Source organism: Bacteroides faecichinchillae JCM 17102, from assembly GCF_000614145.1.
Taxonomy (GTDB): Bacteria; Bacteroidota; Bacteroidia; order Bacteroidales; family Bacteroidaceae; genus Bacteroides; species Bacteroides faecichinchillae.
In genome coordinates this window covers 1-17,952 of the sequence record NZ_BAKK01000018.1, presented here as the reverse complement: position 1 = coordinate 17,952, position 17,952 = coordinate 1, and the positions used below count along the sequence as shown (strand labels likewise).

Genomic DNA, 17,952 nt, shown 5'->3' with positions numbered 1-17,952 from the left:
CCTTTTTTTTCAATGATTCGATTTTACCTTTTCTCCATCACCGAGAGGATATTCTTCAAAAGCGTATAAAATAGTAGATAAATATCGTTCACCTGTATCGGGTAACAATACCACAATCATTTTACCTTCATTTTCCGGTCGTTTTGCCAACTCTGTAGCCGCATATACGGCAGCTCCTGAAGAAATACCTACCAGAAGTCCTTCTTCTTTCGCTAATTGACGGCTGGTACGAATGGCATCATCGTTCTGTACTTGAATAATCTCATCCACTACGGCAGGATTGTAAGTTTTAGGAACAAAGCCTGCTCCTATTCCCTGTATCTTGTGTGGACCGGGTTTTCCACCTGACAAAACAGGAGAATCTGTTGGTTCTACGGCAACAATCTTCACACTAGGATCACGCATCTTCAATGCTTCACCCACGCCACTTACTGTTCCGCCAGTACCAACACCTGCCACGAAAATATCTACTTTTCCTTCGGTATCTCGCCATATTTCCAATCCGGTAGTTCGCAGATGTACATTTGGATTTGCAGGATTCTCAAATTGTTGTAAGATAACAGCGCCGGGAGTAACGGCTTTCAATTCTTCTGCCTTAGCAATTGCTCCTTTCATTCCATCAGCACCGGGAGTCAATACCAGCTCAGCTCCCAATGCTTTCAACAAATTCCTGCGTTCGACGCTCATCGTATCCGGCATTGTCAAAATCAACTTATATCCTTTTGAAGCAGCAACAAAGGCTAATCCTACTCCGGTATTTCCACTCGTCGGCTCTATTATGGTAGCCCCCGGATACAAAACACCTTTTCCTTCGGCGTCTGCTATCATTGCCAATGCTATACGGTCTTTCACACTTCCCGCAGGATTGAAATATTCAAGCTTTGCTACCAGACGGGCTTTCAACCCTTTACTTTTATTATATTTCCCAAGTTCCAATAATGGGGTATTACCTATCAAATCCGTCAATCTCTTTGCTATCTTTTCCATATATTTCTGTTTTAAATCTTTTTATTTTAATATATTACAAAGATAACGCTGATTTTGTTGTTAGTAAATACCACAGTTATGGTAATTTCATACCATGTCTGTATTACGAAAGCCCGTATACACCAGTATACTTTCCTACATAAATAAAGTTATGAGATTCACCGGGAATTACATAGGTACCAGTTCTCATTAAAAAACTTCCGGGCAATCAATATCAAAATACTGATTGCCCGGAAGCGATTAATTACTTATGGCTTATCCTCTGCACGACAGAGATTATTATTTACCAGATGGAATCTACTGAAAAGACTTCCAGATCTTTGACTTCGATTCTATTTCCCCAAAAATGTAACCCTTCTTTATTATTCATGTCCGGACGGCGTTCCATAGAGTAAGAATACAAGCCACCATCAATAAAGACTTCAATTGAAGTACGGTCAATGTAAATATCAGCAGTAAGCTCCATGCTGGTCGGATCTTGGGGTGAATAGAAGCGGCCGTTCAATGTATTTGAATTCATATCATAACCGATCATACGCTGTCCGAATAGGTTAAAACCTGCATCTGTAGCATGAGATAGTTTGATAGTAGTTTTAATACGAAGACGATCTGCGTCATAGAATTCTTTTAAGTTACGGTTAGCCTCATCCGAAGACAACGAAGTCCATGAACGTACAGGCTTACATAAAGATTCAACCTCTCTTACGGGAACACTGACCAAACGGATACCCTCTTTCGTTGTACGCAAAGTCAGTTCGGTTGGTAACATCATCATTCCGTTGAACGGCATCCCCGGATGAGAAATTCTTCCCCAGCCTATCTGAATACGCCTACCGTCACTGGCAGGGATATTGGTAATTGTTTGCGCGGCATAGATACTTCCTGTAGTATAACAATACTTTCCAGCTTCAGGAGTAAATACTTTACCGTCGAAGGAACCCAACATATAAGTACCGGAAGCTCCGTACATCACCCATTTTGTATGATTCTTGTCACCATCGACCGGAAGTTCGAATAGCTCGGGACATTCCCAAAAACCGGAAACATGGCTTTCGTATTTCCAATCTTTAAGATTGGCAGATGTATAGATAGAATGTCCGTCACGTTCGTTCAATACCAATACCCAATGCTTTCCGGGTGCATACCAGAAAACCTTAGGATCTCGTGTATCCTGAGAGTTCCACTTTGCTTTTGAGTCTATGACCGGATTCTTATCATATTTAGTGAATGTACGTCCATTGTCGAGACTATAAGCGATTCCCTGTACTTGCTTTTCTGAACTGGCGGCAGTAAAAGCAGCTACCATGGCAGGAGTCTTTCCTTTATTAAATCCAGCAGTGTTATCATAGTCAATAACTGCTGATCCGGAAAACATGGTTCCCAGATGATCGGGATATAATGCATCAGCCAATTCTGTCCAATGTATCAGATCTTTGCTCACTGCATGTCCCCAATGCATGTTCTCCCAATCTCTTTCATAAGGATTGTGCTGATAGAACAAGTGGTATTCACCATCGTGATAAACCAATCCATTAGGATCATTGATCCATCCTCTACGAGTAGTAAAGTGAAATTGTGGACGGTTCTTTTCCTTATATATATTATCCTGTCCTACAAACTCGTCCGACTGGTATATCTTACTCAGTCCTTTTTCATCGCCTTCATAGTTTATTTTAATCGTTTTGCCTTTATAAGCTGATACATCTTTAAATACCCAATATTCAGCTTCATCCGGTGCCAAACGTATAACAACAGACAAATCCGGTTTCCCATTTACTTGAAACGTCATCTTTGCCCTGTCTACCTTATGAGAAATAGGGAAATTCAAATATTTCTTCGTTATTTTAAAAGTAACTTCTCCAGCCATCATAACCAAAGGAGAGAACAAAAGAATAAAAAGCGTGAATACAATTTTGCTCAATGTCTTCATAGCAATGCAATTATTTATTAGTTCATGAATTTGGAGGTAAATGTAGGAAATACGTCCTGTTTACACTATAATAAATGATTCAAATACTATAAAAACAATTACATTGCGCAGAAATTATCATTGCATGACCAGCTTTTTTCCTCATGCATACCTATTTTCCAAACCTCTTCACATAATCGACAATCAAGTAACAAGCAGGACCGGCAACCTGTCCGTGGTCAAATCCCTGCATCTCGTATAGCTTCACTCTCTTATTGCCAATGTTCTTCAATACGGATGCCAGAAGTGCATTTTCTTCATATCTATCTGCCATCTCAAGGTTCTTATCACCAGTTATCATAACAACCGGGGCTGTATTTTTACGCGCTTTATTCACCGGTGCATATTCGTCGATAATTGGAATCCCTTCCGGTAGTCCGCGTTCTTTACGTATGGTAAAATGAGTAACAGTTTGTCCACTCACCGGAAGATAGGCAGCTACGCTATCCGCATCTGCTCCATAAGCAGCCATATACTTTTTATCCATAGCCAATATCAATGAAAGATAACCTCCCGCCGAATGACCGGAAACAAAAATACGATCTTTGCGTCCACCATACTTCTCTATATTTTTAAAAGCCCAAGCTACAGATGCGGCAGCATCTTCTATATAAGAAGGATTCTTAGCTTTCGGACTCAATCGGTAATTAACAGCTATCACTGCAAATCCCTGTTCTTTCAGTTCTTTAGGAATATATTTACCTCCTCCTTCAAGACCACCTCCATGAAACCATATAACAGTGGAAAAGTCTTTCTTATTCTCCGGATAATAAATATCCAGTTTGCAACGTTCACGACGATAAGCATCTGTCTCGGAGCTTGGAATATATGAGATATCCTTATCTGTCCGATATGTATCTTGTGCCTGGATCATACAAGCACAAAGTAGGAAAAATAATAAAAAACAATTCTTTTTCATCATTCTGTTCATTTTAATATTTTAGTGTTTTATTTTTAAATTAGCATTTTGTGCATCCATATGTCTCTGTTCCGCAGAATGGTACTGCAAACTTTATAATTTTCCAAAGATAATGACATCAGATTTAATGAACAAGAAAAAAAGCAATAATTAGCCTTCAAGACTGCTCTATGCTGATTTGATACATAAAAGCCGATTTTATAAAAGCTAATAAAAGAGCAGTAATCCAATCATTATAAAAAATAGAACACCCAATTTGATATTGAAATAGAATACATTACTTTTGTGAAGAAGAATATTAACAGTATACTTAAAGCATAGATACTATTATGAGACGAATTCTATTTGTTTACGTATTAATGATTACCGCCATAACCTTGAACGCTCAACAAAGTTACGAAATTACCAATTCGCTGACTTTAAAGAATCAGAATTGTGAACTTACAAAAATGACAATTATCCTACCTGTTCCACAGAGCAACAATTATCAGGAGATTACCAACTTTAAATATTCTTCAGGTGAAGTGCTCGATGTAGAAAATTCTAATAACCAATACCTCAGAGACCTGAAAACATCAGGTCTGCCTTCAAAAGGCGATAGCTACTCTCTCACTGAAAACTTCAACATAACCTTATACCCCATGTATATCGATATGAAGCAGTTCAAAAAAATATATCCATATAATACACAATCGGAAATTTATAAGCGATACACTACCAACAAGGGGGAATATATCGACACCAGCAATCCCCGCATCAAAGAAATATCAGATAACTTATGGAACGAGTCGAAAGGAAATATAATAGATTATGCCCGACTGTGCTACGAACATGTGGGGGCCAATTATAAATATCTAAATCCGAATACGGGCATTCACAAAATAGCAGCTATCTTATCGGCAGGAGGAGGAGATTGCGGCAATCTGGCCTCTATTTTTGTAAACTTGTTGAGAGCTAAACAGATCCCTGCCCGTCACATCGTTACCGTAAGGCCGAATGGTACTTTTCATGTATGGGCCGACTTCTATCTGGAAAAATACGGTTGGATCCCGGTGGATGCAAACATGAAGCTGGATCATCCGGAGGGCGACTACTTCGGATATTGTCGGGGTGATGGTATCGTCATGTCAGAGGATGTCTATCATCCGATAGAACCGGGACCGGGGCAGACCTTCAATACTGCTATTTTACAAAACTTCCTTTATTGGTATTGGTGTAACGCTGGGACAAAAGTTATGGCAACCCACCACATCGAGAGCAAACCGATACAGTTGCCCACAGATCCAGTCGTATCGGATATAGGTAGTTCGAAAGCCACGCTGGAATGGAAAGAAATAAAAGGAGCTACCGACTATAGAATTAAATTATACGAAAAAAATGGCAAAGTGCTTATACAGACAAAGAACGTAAAAGCCACCAAGACACATATAAGTCTGAAAAATATGAAACTAATGACGGAATATACGATTCAACTGATTCCAATACGACGGGTGGAAAATATAGAAACACAAATGGATATCTACAATGTTCATTTCAAAACAGTGTAAATAAGTAGTGTTCATAGGGGAGGTGTAAGCAACACTAAATTCAGCATGTATCCTCTCTATAACAAAAAAACGCTTTTTCTCTATCAACTATCACCAAGTGTGCTATATCCCTCTATTCATAGGCATTACAGAAGGTGATAGGTTGATTTTCAACCTATCACCTTCTCTATCACCTATCACCGAATGTAAGGGTCAGTCACTATATGTTTCTGTTTGTTTCAATCGGTTGAAACAAAGTGTTCAACCGCATAAAACAAAGTGTTTACCTATATGAAACAGAGTGTTCAACGGTATGAAACAATGTGTTCAGCCATATAGAACAAGCCTTTTGAGCGCTTTAAACAAATTTTTCTAAGGCTGAATCCAAGTAGTTCATAAATACGTCTCTCCCTCTATCTTTCAAAAATTTATTTTTGCGCCTCAGCACATACATAAATCTTTTTATTAGATGCACCGTCAAACATATCTTTAGTCTCTTCCAAAAGCTGTTTCAAATGAGCAGTCTCCCCATGCTTTGCGAGTGCGTTCTCATTTTCCCAGACTTCACAGATCAGAAATTCAGTACTATCTTCCGGAGATTGGTATACACCATAATCCACGCAACCGACTTCCTGAATAGTATTGGCCTTGCATTTGGCAAAGGCCTCCTTATAAGCAGATACATATTCGGGCTTTACTTTCCGATGCAAATTCAGTACAACTTCCATCGAACTTTTATCATTACAACAAGAGGTAACAGTTTCCTGCTTAGAAGAGTTTACACAACCTGCCAGCAGGACACAGGCTATACCTAGAAATAAGTTTTTCATATCTATTGTTATTAGTTCCAACAAAATTATTAAAAGTTTCTCTTTATTGGAACAAGAACACCCCATTTTATACACTTTTTTAGTAATCGCTTGTAAAGCAGTAACAACTCAAATCACTACTACCAACCTTTCTTCGTCGCTAAATTCCTCCGAAAAACAAATTATAGAAATGACCAAAAGATTTCCTACCCAAACAGTTACTTAATGCAACCATAAAAAAAGGGCTTCTGCAAAGAAATAAAAAGAAGCGATATGATTCTTCCTAAAAATAAATGTATTACTTTTAGTGGAAAATTAGAACTCAAAAGTCTTATATAAGTATAACATCATAAACAAATTGCAATGAGAAAATTACGACTTTATCTTCTACTATTTACAGGAGGGCTCCTCACTGCCTGTCAGACAGAACAATTACCGACTCAGCAAGAGATTGCTCCGGGAGTAATCAAACTGCAAGCAGGAGAAATTGATACTTATACTCCTTACGCACTATTCGGTGGGAAACCTGCATTAGAGGCTATGAAACAACTCCCCACAGCCGAACTTCCTTTCAGTCCGGATGAAGTCCGCATACAAGTGAAAGACCGGGGATGTATGGTCGAAGTACCTTTGGCAGACGACGAGCAGCTTTACGGCTTCGGGCTTCAAATAGAGACTTTCGGACAACGTGGAATGCGTAAACGCCCGATAGTAAACGACAATCCACTGAACGGACTCGGATATACACACGCTCCACAGACGTTCTACGTCTCTACCAAAGGATACGGGATTCTGGTCAATACCGCCCGGTATACCACTTTCTTATGCGGTTCCAATCAAAAAAAACAGCAAAATCTGCAGGACGCAGAAGGAAGAAAAAAGATTGCCACCACTACAGAAGATTTATATAAGAACAGAAGTAATGGAAATAAAGTATATATCGATATCCCCGGTGCAAAAGGTATCGAAGTGTTTGTTATAACGGGACCGGAGATACTGGATGTAGTAAAGCGGTACAACCTTCTTTCCGGTGGCGGATGCCTTCCTCCAATGTGGGGACTCGGATTCAAGTACCGGGTGAAAGGAGACGCCGTACAGGATTCGGTCATCCGCTTCGCGGATTATTTCCGGGAAAAACAGATTCCATGTGATGTGTTGGGACTGGAACCGGGATGGCAAACGGCAGCCTATTCCTGCTCATACATCTGGAGTGAGGAACGTTTTCCTAAACACAAGGAAATGCTGGATCAGTTAAAACAGAAAGGCTATAAAGTCAATCTGTGGGAACATGCCTACGTTCATCCTTCTTCTCCAATCCGGAAAGACATGGAACCTTATTCGGGTGACTTCCTCGTCTGGAACGGGCTTGTACCGGACTTTCTGACACCGGAAGCACGTAAGATATTCAGTGATTATCACCGCACACTGGTAGAAGAAGGAATCTCCGGCTTTAAACTCGACGAATGTGATAATTCGAACATATCTTATGCTTCAGCCACTTGGTGTTTCCCTGACGCAGCACAGTTCCCATCAGGAATTGACGGCGAACAGATGCACCAAATCTTCGGCTCGCTTTATGTGAATACGATAGACAGTATTTATCGTGAGATGAATACCCGCGCTTATCAGGATTACCGTTCTTCAGGAATGTTTATGTCCTCACGAAATGCGGTGCTCTACAGTGATACGTATGATCATAAAGAGTATATTCAAGCGCTTTGCAACTCTGCTTTCGGCGGTCTGTTATGGTGCCCGGAAGTACGTGAAGCACACTCTGCCGAAGACTTCTTCCACCGCTTGCAAACGGTGATTCTTTCTCCGCAAGCTATGGTGAATGCCTGGTATTTGCAGTACGCACCATGGTTGCAATTCGACCGTGGAAAGAATGAGCGGGGTGAGTTTTTGCCGGAAGCCCAGGAATATGAGGCTTATGCATGCACACTGATTAATCTACGCATGCAGCTCATACCTTATATTTATAATGCTTTTTATGCTTATTATAAAGAAGGAATTCCTCCTTTCCGTCCTTTATTGATGGATTATCCTAAGGATAAACGTCTGCGTGATATCAGCAACCAGTATATGATCGGAGATGGACTGATGGCTGCACCTCTCTATGAGAATAAAAAATCAAGAACTGTTTACTTCCCCGAAGGAACATGGTATAACTTCAATACGAACGAGAAATATGAAGGGAATAAGGAGTACGAAATCAATACGGAATTCGACCAATTGCCGCTCTACGTCCGTCAGGGAACATTATTGCCTCTGTCCGAACCCGTTCCTTATGTAGACCCGCAAACTGTATTCAATCTGCACTGCAAAGTATACGGCACTCCTACAGCTAGTTGCCAACTTCTTGAAGATGACGGTATCAGCTATAATTTCAAGAAAGGAGAATATAACATCGTCACTTTGGAAGCAGATAAAGGAGAGGTAAAACTCAAAAGGACGAAAGAAGGCGATCTAAAAAGATACCAGCTCTCCGGTTATGAGTTTATCAACTAACATAAGTAGGCGTCAGATACCCTGATCCGGCACTTTATGTATCAGCCTGTTGAGTATTAATAGTTCGTTTCTCAGCTATTAATACTCAACTTTCCAAGTATTAATACCCTAGGAAAGGGATATTATCCCCCTTTATTCGTTTACAATACACTGTTACCGTTCCACGTGGAAACGTGAGAATTCTATTCCACCAACACCATATTTAAAAGTTTTTGCGTATGTTTGCAAGTAGAGTATCTTCGCCAAACCAAAAACTCTTTATTATGAAATATTCAAATTTCCATTTCATAACCATTATCGGATTATTACTCGGATTGTTATTCCCGTCTTTTCTTTGTGCACAAGATATCACTGGTATCTGGCATGGCAAAGGGAACCGATTTCCCGCAGTGATTTTGGTAACAGGAAGTGGTCCGCAGAACAGAAATGAAGAGACGAAAGGACACAAACCTTTTCTTGTCATAGCCGACTACCTCACACGAAAAAGAATTGCCGTACTACGTTGCGACGACCGGGGAGTAGCTACTTCCCAAGGAAACTTTGCAAGTGGCCACCAACGAGGATTTTGCCAAAGACACGCAAGCTGCATTGGACTATCTAAGAAGTAGAAAAGAAATAGATACCCGAAAAATCGGGATTATTGGTCACAGTTGTGGCGGAACTGTCTCGTTTATCACAGCAGCGAAAAATCCGGCAGTCGCATTTATCGTATCATTGGCCGGAGCCGGAGTACGAGGAGACAGTATGACGTTGAAGCAAGTAGAATTGATTTATCAATCTACAGGCAAACCGGATTCTGTCTGGCAGAAGAAAAGACCTATTTATCACCATCAATACTCAACTGTACTGCAACAAACTGATAAAACAGTAGAAGAACTCCAAAAAGAGTTGTATGCCGACGCAATAAAATTACTATCACCTGAGGAACTTCAGGATTTAAACGTGATGCGCCAACTACCGGCACAACTCGCTGCAGCCACCAGTCCATGGTACCTCCATTTTATGAGATATGACCCAACGGAAGCCCTGAATAAAATAAAATGCCCGGTACTTGCACTCAATGGAGATAAAGATTGCTGTCATGAACTTAAATGCCATTCAACAAGGAATCATTAAAAACGGAAATAAAAATGTAACAGTGAAGATCTATCCGGGATTAAATCACTTTTTTCAGACTTGCCGAACATGTAATCACCTTGAATATGGAGATTTAGAAGAAACAATCAGTCCGGAAGTTCTGAAAGATATAACAGAATGGATATTAAATACAGTATGTAAGACTTCCATGAAATAGGAAGTAAGTATAGCTTCTCCGTTCCAAATAATTAGAGAAATGCATAGAACAACTTGCGTACAGGTTGCTTTTTCTGCCTGAGTAAAATCTTATTGATTCCCTATTCTATATGTTTTAACGAGAAATAGAGTTACCAACTCATCATTATACATCAGTTTATTACTTCCTTACGTTTCATCATCTATTTTCTTAGCTACATAACTCTTTATACAGGTACATTATTTACCTGTAATAGGCTGATTACGTTATATTGGCAAAATCAACACATCCAAACAATCTACTTTAATGAACCGGATCTGATGTTACTTTACTCTCAGCAAACACAGCGGTAAAATATTAGTAATCAAATGTTTAAGCACTATAAAATTACTGTTTCTATCGCTATATCCTCAATTTTCAATAAAATATTTATTCGCTTATATTCACGTTAAATATTTTCCGGAATATTTTTTCTTTAGATACCCATAACGCAGAAGAACGAATGATTAAAGTCCGTCTTCACGTTATTTACTTGATTACCTTCCTACACCTGCTCCTTACATCATCATATGTCTTCTAACGGAAAACTTCACAATCGCCATTGCATTAATAGCAGCAAACGGAATATCCATCGGTTCATGATGAGTATTGTAACTGACCAATTTCAGGCAATCTTCTTTATCCGAACGGTTCACACACTTCACAGACAAATACTCGTCTCCATCAATATTGAATGACACCAAATACATCTCACCATAAATCAGACTGCTGAAACTATTTATCTCCTTAAATCCTATAATATCTCCCGATTTGAGAATAGGATACATACTGTCCCCACTCACATAAATCGCTCCATCACACAAAGGAAATACTCGGAATCTTTATCTTTCCCACAGCAAACTGATTTTTGTTGGTAAACAGAGTCTTCAGGTTGGCCGCTGCAGCAATATCGTATAGTACTACACTACGATCATTCATTGCCTCCATTATTTTTGGATTGTGAATTATCTCCACTTTTCCCTGTACCAGCTCATTATTACAGCATGTCGGACGATGTTTAGGATTCCCCTTTCCAATTAGTAACCAGTTGTAGTCTACATCACTCCCCATCTTATCCAATAATAAAGGAAAGTCAATCCGATACCGTGCGTACCAATTTGATAGTGTCGGTCGTGAAACTCCCAGAAATTCAGCCAATTCACTATCCCTTTTAAAATTCAGAACCTGCTTAGCGCGGTTCACAATTGCTGTAACATCTAAAAATGTATTCATCTCTTATTGTTTAAATATAATGTAAAATATTATAGACATATTAGCCTCTCATTATTAGTACTTTATAAAATAATTGAGAATTAAATTCTAAAACTATCCGTTTCATATATGAAATTTATTTTATCTTTGTAGTACAAACATTAGCAATTTGTTTCAAAAATAGAAATTAAAAAATAGAAAAGCCATGAGAAAACAAGAAAAAATGCGAGAACGTCGAAAACTTCGCCATTGATTTGTGAAAAGAGAAGATTAGCAAATGTAGGCTATTAATGGTTAATATGTAGAGCATTAATAGTTAATACATGGAATATTAATACTCATCAAATAGAGTATTAACAGCTGACAATAAAGAAAGATATAAGGAAATCATTATACATGCTATAACATAACTAACTATTTATCAATAAAATGAATAACAACATGAAAATCTCAAAAAAATCAACTAATCACGTCTGTGGATGTTGCAAACGTACACTTCCTCTGGAAGCTTTCTATTTGGACAAGAAAACAAATCTTCCCAGAAACTATTGTAAAGAATGTCGGAAATCCGCTAGCCGGAATCACCGCAAAGTAGAAAAACAAACTTTTGTAAACAAGAGAGAAACGGTATATCCCGTCATTACCCTCATCAAAGATCCTAATGTGCGAAAAGAACTTATTCGTCACGCCCTAGAAACTGTTGCAGCCAGTATCCAACGTAAAAGACAAAAACTTCTGGCAGTGGAAGCAGAACAGGATATTTAACAAATCAAAAACTAAAGACTTAATAATATAAAATACTAAAATAGAATTATTATGAAAAAACTAAAACAAGGAGTGGACTATTTTCCACTAAACACAGATTTTATACACGATAGCGTGATATGTCGCATCATGAAACGAAAGGGTAATTCTGCCTTTACCATCTTACTATATGCATTGTCGCACATTTACTCCGATAAGGATATTACGTTCATACCGACAACGAATTCTACGATGAATTTTCTGACCAGTTATTTGATACAGACAACGATACTGTTCATTGCGTTCTCAAACTGGCTGCAGAATACTGCTTCTTCGATTCGGATATATACCAACGGGATATGGTAACTAAAGCTTCTGAAAATGAAACCGAATCACCGAATAGCACAATAAAATCTGAAGTCAGAAAAAGAGGAATCAATGAAGTTTTAAGGAAGAAGAGCAATCTGACCCAAGAAGATATTAACCGTATGCAAGCTCCTGCCGACGGACGGTTATGCAATCTATCCGGACTTCTGGATAATCTGCTACTCGATCGTTTTTCCCCATCTGAACAATATGCTATTATTTCAAAAAAATAATTACGGAACCATCGGTAGTCCGGTATGGAAAAGGATTGGTTATATCCGAGATTCTGGTGGGAAAATCAAACTGCCCAGTCATTATCTGTTGAGCATAGTAAACAAATAGGTATTTCTACAATAAAATGCTATATATCAATAATATAAATATATTAACGAACTTATTAACGCACACTTTTAAAATCGCTTGTTCATCCAAAAACATTACTTTATCTTTGTAGTGTCAATAAGCTTAAAGACAAGAACAACTAAACTATCAATAACTAAATTTAATTACAATTATGTCAGTATTATATAAACTTCTCCAGCCAAAACTGGAAAATAAAGAAAATGGAAAAAAAATTATTTATCCGCGCGTAGTACGTGCTGGTAATGACGAGGAAGAAACAAATAAACCGGATACAGGAGGAGATGACAGGGGTGAATCACCGGATTCTACTTTGTAAGCTCTACCATCCTGTACAAAACACAAAAATAAAAATGACTTGACTGAAAAAACAACTAAGCACAAAAGACTAAACTAGAAAACAAAGATTTGAGAACTTAACCGGACTAGTAATCACTTGGCTACCTGTTGGATATCAATTTGATCATGACGCTTAACACCGTTATGAAAGGGGAATCGTACGCTCTTCCCGAAGGATGAAAGTATATCCATACATCAGGATGAAACTAGTCTCTGAAGTAAACTAAACTATTTAAAGAACAGGAAAGGAGGTAAAAAACAATGGCAATCGGAAAAACAACATGGGATATAATCCTAAAAGCAATTATCGCTGTGGCTTCAGCAGTGCTGGGAGCACTGGGGGCGAATGCAATGAATCTGTAGACTGTATATACAGCCAATAAACAGACGTTATCTATAAGCCGGAAGTCTTTTGAACAGGAACAGAACACAGGAAAAGGACTTCCGACTTTCATTTAAAATTTAATTAATAAACACAATCATGAAAAGAATAACATACTTATTATCTCTCCTACTCCTCACACTAAACGGATGGGCGCAGGATTTTAAACCCGGAGAGCAAACACAAAACCTGACGGAACAGAAAAATGTACTGGTCGATTATTCAACGGGGATATTCAGTTACAAAGTACCCTTATACAAATTGAGATCAGGAAATTATGAATTACCTGTTTCGCTGGATTATATTGGAAAAGGAGTAAAGGATAGTGACTCTCCCGGATTCCTCGGCTATAATTGGATGCTTAATGCAGGAGGAATAGTCACCCGTACGATGCGTGGAGGATTTCCCGATGAAGATACATCCTTTGGTTATCTACAATCCGAAAGTAACTCCACCCCTCTACAGGATGATGCAAAGAATGTAGGACTTCGCAAAAGAGATGGTGAAAGCGACATCTTTACAGCTGTATTTAACGGACAGAAAGTGGATTTCATCATTCGTACTGATGCGAACAAAAAGATATATGCAGAACCACTGGAACAAACGGATGCACGTATCAAGTGCGAAACGGAGTCCGGCAAAATTGCAGGATGGACCATTACCGATAATAATGGGAACCAGTATATTTACAGGCAAATAGAGAAGAATGCGGATGTCAGTCATGTGGACGTTTCCACTTCCAATGCCATCTCGCAAACGGTATATCCTTCGGCATGGCATCTCACCCGTATCCTTCCATACAACGGGGCAGCAATCGATTTCTGCTATAAAGGCGATGTGGATAACTCGGAGTACTATACGACGGGGAGAATAAACACGCAACAGATTAACAATCCGTATACAATGAAATACCTGTATGGGAAGTCGGTAAAAGAGCAGCCCTTTGACTTTGATAAATATCAGGAGGGATTCAAAAACTTTATTGAAGAAGCCAGATACAATTTGAGATTGCATTCCCAGGAAATATTATTGAAAGAGGTTGATACGCAAATGACCTTGCTCATAAGACAGAAGAACATGGCTACTCAGCCCCTCGAAAGCCCCATTGTAAAAACCAACAACAGGATTATGGGCATGCTGACAAATATCAAGGAGATGACTTCCGCCTCCCAAGATCTGGAAGAAGCGCTGCTCTCCTTATCGAGAACCTGCGACCAATTGGCCGGCACTTCTTCCCATGTAGAAACCTCTGCCCACATGGAAAGAGCCGGAGCTTGCCTGAGAAGTGCAGCCAACAGCGTACATGCCTGCCTGGTTGAGATCAAGTACATCACAGAAAAGGAAATAAGCGGAGGAAGCCGCTACGATGTAGTGTCTCCGATACTTAGCATGATTATCTCGCCCGAACGTATTGTGAAGTTTACATACAAAGACAATGTGAATCTATCTTTGTCCGAGATCAATGTGTATACGCCAAGTGAAACGCTACTTTCTTCCGTCCGCCTCACACAAGATGCCAATTGTTTGAAGAAAGTCTCTTTCTCAGGCAAAGACGGCAAGGAGACAGCTAACCTGAAGTTCGACTATTTCACATACGAGGACTTTCCGACACTACCCAATGGAGTGGTGGGTGACCTCTGGGGGTATTGCAGCGCACGCAACGCATCGGGACAAGCGTATGAGATGCTGACTGCCCTGTATTCACTGAAAGGCATTACGCTGACCGATGGAGGGAAAATAGGCATTGAATACGAGAAGAATAAGGTCGGCACAGGCTCCAATTACGGAGGAATCCGGCTAAAATCATTGCTGCTCAATGACGGAGCAAGCAACCGGAAGGATACGATCTCGTACGGCTATCCGCAACCTGGCAAAAGTGTGTATTATTCCTATTCCAATATTGTCAGTGTTTGCTATTCGGGCTTTTGTGATAAAATCACTTATGACAGAGTACGCCCGGAAGGACATCCGGTGGTGAATATGGGTAACAACGGACTCTATTATCCGTATGTGACAGAAACAATTCACGGGAAGGGAATGAATACGTATCGGTATCATATAGCGACTCCATCGTTGAGCGCGAATACGTCTTACTCGTTCTGGATCAACGGATTGCTATCTGAAAAAGCGGTGTATGATGCCAGTGGCAACTTGCAGCAAATGACCAAGTACAGCTATGAGACATTGTCTGCCTACAACAAGCAATTGCCTCAGATGCACCCCTCGGACTATTACTTGGATGGAGCAACCTTAGAGCCCTACTACAAATCTCAGACAACCAGCTACATCAAAGGAGATGAACTGTATCAGAACAACATAAAACCCCGTTTATCTCCTGCCGATGCACCCCAGTTTTACAATTTGGGCTATGGAGGAAAAACCGTTTTGAAGGAAGAGGTAGAATACAGGCTTGATGAGAACACACCCTATAGTTGGACAACCTACCTGTATGACAATCCCCAGTCCATGTTCCCCAACCGGATCATGCGTACCGGATCAGATGGCCGAACTCTCACGAAAGTCTGCAAACGGGTAGCGGATATGGCAGACGGCGTTCAGACTACCATCGATAAGATGAAACAAAGCAATTTATTGTCGGCCGTAGTGAAAGATCGCACCCTTTGTGAGGGACGGTTGATCAACGAGACGGTGTGGCGGCATAAAGAATCGGGAAACATTATCGTTCCGGCAGAAGCACTCCTGTACGTACCCGAGACTTCAGTTACCGATGCTGTAGTTGCACAGGAAACAGGATTGTTCACTTACGGTGAAAGCAACTATACGCCTGTTGCCTCTTACCAGTATGCCGGTAACAGAACTTCCCGCCTGCCGGTAAAGGAAAACGGGCGGACTAAGAAAAAAAGCTATGCTTACGATGACTATGGTAAGGTATTGCTGGAATGCAATGCAGCCGTAGCCGATGCGAAAGACAGGTATGATGTAATCGAATGGAACAGTCAGCCGGATATAGATTTGTCATTAAGCAATTTCAAAGGGAGTTACCAGCAGTTTCAGTCCATGTCGAGGACGATTCCCGCAGATGTAAAAGATGACCGTTTTCTTAGTTTCTTCAGATCGCGCGAACATTCTTTTATCATTTCATTCGCAGAAGAAATGATAAAGAGCAATTCGGATGTCAATGAAGCACAAACCTATTATGACATTATCTCGACCGATGGGAAGAAAATACTCAACCAGTTCAAACAGGAATATACCAGGCTTGCCCAGCTCTATCCGAAATACCAGCCACTCACCCAGTTTGTGCAGGCATTGGATAACGTCATGATGTCTTATGACGAGCAAAGGTTCTTTGAGTATTTATACTTAAAGCGGTATGATACAGGAACACCCGGCAGCTCGGTGTGCTCAATCAGTTTGGCCTCGCTGCCGGATATCAAGCGACTGAAACTGTATGTGCTGAGTGGAAACCAGACAGCTTCGGTATCCATTACTCATGCAGGCGGAGTGGCAAGTAGTACGGTAACAAGCAACAACTCGTCTTCACTGAAAGTATACGACATTGACCTGAGCACGTATACCAATGTAACGACGGTCAGCGTATCACCGCAAGGGGTGTACATGGCTTTGGTGCCCGAAGGAGCCTCTTTCAATGCTACTTCTTTCAATGCCGACGGAACAGCACATGCCCGGTTCGATCAGAACGAACGCCTGGAACTGTACACCTACGACCCGGCAGGAAGAGTCACTCAGATAAAGGACCAATACGGCAACCTGCTGAAAGAATACAAATACAACCGAATTATTAATCAATAAAAAACATATAAAGATGAAGTATACAAAAAAAATACAGTTACTTGTTGGTCTGCTGTTCTTCTTTCCATTGGTAAAAGGGCAGAATACGACAGGATATACGGGAACGCGCAATTACACCGCCGAGAAAACGTATATAGAACCTACTTCCCAAACAGGAAGCAGTAGTGCAAAGACGGTCAGTGACATCGTCTATTTCGACGGATTCGGCCTGAAATGGCAAGAGATACAGGTGGGGGCAAGCCCTTCGGGAGGAGCAGATTTGATCCTTCCACATAGCTACGGCACCCTGGGACAAGTGGAAAAGGAATACCTTCCGTATATAAAAAACGGAAACAACGGAGCTTTTGATGCGGATATGTTCTCTCCCTCCCACTGGAGCATCTACGGAACCGAGGAACAGAACTATGCTTTTACCCTGACTCAATACGAGCACAGCCCATTGGCACGAGTTGCGAAACAGACAGGACCGGGAAAAGCCTGGCATACAGCCGGGAAAAGTGTAAACTCTCTGTATGGAACCAATCAGACCGGAGAAGTCAGACAATACAAAGTGACCTCCGACGGGACACTTTCGCTGGACGGAAGTTACCCTGCCGGAAGATTGCAGAAAACGACAGTCACCGATGAGGATGGACATCAGATAGAGAGTTATACCGACAATAACGACCTGACGGTATTGACGGTAGCGGTAGACGGAAACGAACGGCTGGAAACATACTATGTGTACGACGAGCGGAACAGGCTG

Annotated in this window: 12 protein-coding genes and 3 pseudogenes; 10 read left to right on the top strand and 5 right to left on the bottom strand. The window is 40.4% G+C overall.

Translation table 11 applies throughout. From position 1 onward, the window contains the following. Positions 1-9 precede the first annotated feature (9 nt). The 3 genes from cysK to JCM17102_RS10755 all read right to left on the bottom strand — a co-directional run bounded on the left by cysK (position 10) and on the right by JCM17102_RS10755 (position 3,875). The gene (cysK, locus tag JCM17102_RS10765; protein WP_025075121.1) at positions 10-987 is read right to left on the bottom strand and encodes a cysteine synthase A; all 978 of its coding nucleotides are present in this window, start codon (positions 985-987) and stop codon (positions 10-12) included. A gap of 283 nt (positions 988-1,270) precedes the next feature. Beyond that, positions 1,271-2,857, bottom strand: a complete 1,587-nt coding sequence (locus JCM17102_RS10760) for a glycoside hydrolase family 32 protein (protein ID WP_373278880.1) — start codon at positions 2,855-2,857, stop codon at positions 1,271-1,273. 211 nt (positions 2,858-3,068) lie between these two features. Then, positions 3,069-3,875: an alpha/beta hydrolase gene (locus JCM17102_RS10755; protein WP_025075119.1), complete on the bottom strand. Its 807-nt coding sequence runs from the start codon at positions 3,873-3,875 to the stop codon at positions 3,069-3,071. A 329-nt stretch (positions 3,876-4,204) separates the two neighbouring features. Here JCM17102_RS10755 and JCM17102_RS23295 point away from each other — a divergent pair, with 329 nt between their 5' ends. After that, positions 4,205-5,422 (top strand): transglutaminase domain-containing protein, encoded by a 1,218-nt coding sequence (locus JCM17102_RS23295; protein WP_033886752.1) that lies wholly within the window; start codon positions 4,205-4,207, stop codon positions 5,420-5,422. A 407-nt stretch (positions 5,423-5,829) separates the two neighbouring features. On the opposite strand, the gene JCM17102_RS10745 is transcribed toward JCM17102_RS23295, so the two are convergent. Then, positions 5,830-6,231, bottom strand: a complete 402-nt coding sequence (locus JCM17102_RS10745; protein ID WP_025075118.1) for a putative quinol monooxygenase — start codon at positions 6,229-6,231, stop codon at positions 5,830-5,832. Between the two features lie 342 nt (positions 6,232-6,573). Here JCM17102_RS10745 and JCM17102_RS10740 point away from each other — a divergent pair, with 342 nt between their 5' ends. Together JCM17102_RS10740 and JCM17102_RS29650 are read left to right on the top strand one after the other, a co-directional pair. Continuing rightward, the gene (locus JCM17102_RS10740) at positions 6,574-8,718 is read left to right on the top strand and encodes a glycoside hydrolase family 31 protein (RefSeq protein ID WP_025075117.1); all 2,145 of its coding nucleotides are present in this window, start codon (positions 6,574-6,576) and stop codon (positions 8,716-8,718) included. 368 nt (positions 8,719-9,086) lie between these two features. Beyond that, positions 9,087-10,012, top strand: a pseudogene (locus tag JCM17102_RS29650) (alpha/beta hydrolase family protein); the annotation flags it as partial. A gap of 536 nt (positions 10,013-10,548) precedes the next feature. Here the strand turns inward: JCM17102_RS29650 and JCM17102_RS27175 are convergent. Further along, positions 10,549-11,263 (bottom strand): annotated as a pseudogene (locus JCM17102_RS27175) (LexA family transcriptional regulator). Positions 11,264-11,683: 420 nt separating this feature from the next. Between JCM17102_RS27175 and JCM17102_RS10715 the strand changes: the two are divergent. From JCM17102_RS10715 to JCM17102_RS23275, 7 genes and pseudogenes are all read left to right on the top strand, one after another. Further along, positions 11,684-12,007, top strand: coding sequence for a hypothetical protein (locus JCM17102_RS10715; RefSeq protein WP_025075113.1), 324 nt, complete (start codon positions 11,684-11,686; stop codon positions 12,005-12,007). A 51-nt stretch (positions 12,008-12,058) separates the two neighbouring features. Continuing rightward, positions 12,059-12,288: pseudogene (locus JCM17102_RS32150) on the top strand (Lin1244/Lin1753 domain-containing protein); the annotation flags it as partial. Positions 12,289-12,345: 57 nt separating this feature from the next. Then, positions 12,346-12,585 carry a hypothetical protein gene (locus tag JCM17102_RS31560; protein ID WP_025075111.1) on the top strand — a complete coding sequence of 80 codons (240 nt, stop codon included), beginning with the start codon at positions 12,346-12,348 and terminating at the stop codon, positions 12,583-12,585. Between the two features lie 281 nt (positions 12,586-12,866). Continuing rightward, positions 12,867-13,031, top strand: a complete 165-nt coding sequence (locus JCM17102_RS30675; RefSeq protein WP_159106327.1) for a hypothetical protein — start codon at positions 12,867-12,869, stop codon at positions 13,029-13,031. A 281-nt stretch (positions 13,032-13,312) separates the two neighbouring features. Beyond that, entirely contained in the window at positions 13,313-13,414 is a 102-nt protein-coding gene (locus tag JCM17102_RS30670) for a smalltalk protein (protein ID WP_369898730.1), read from the top strand. A gap of 118 nt (positions 13,415-13,532) precedes the next feature. Further along, positions 13,533-17,207 (top strand): hypothetical protein, encoded by a 3,675-nt coding sequence (locus tag JCM17102_RS10690; protein ID WP_025075110.1) that lies wholly within the window; start codon positions 13,533-13,535, stop codon positions 17,205-17,207. A 13-nt stretch (positions 17,208-17,220) separates the two neighbouring features. Further along, positions 17,221-17,952: DUF6443 domain-containing protein (locus JCM17102_RS23275; RefSeq protein WP_033886743.1), on the top strand; the 732-nt coding region annotated here is incomplete at its 3' end.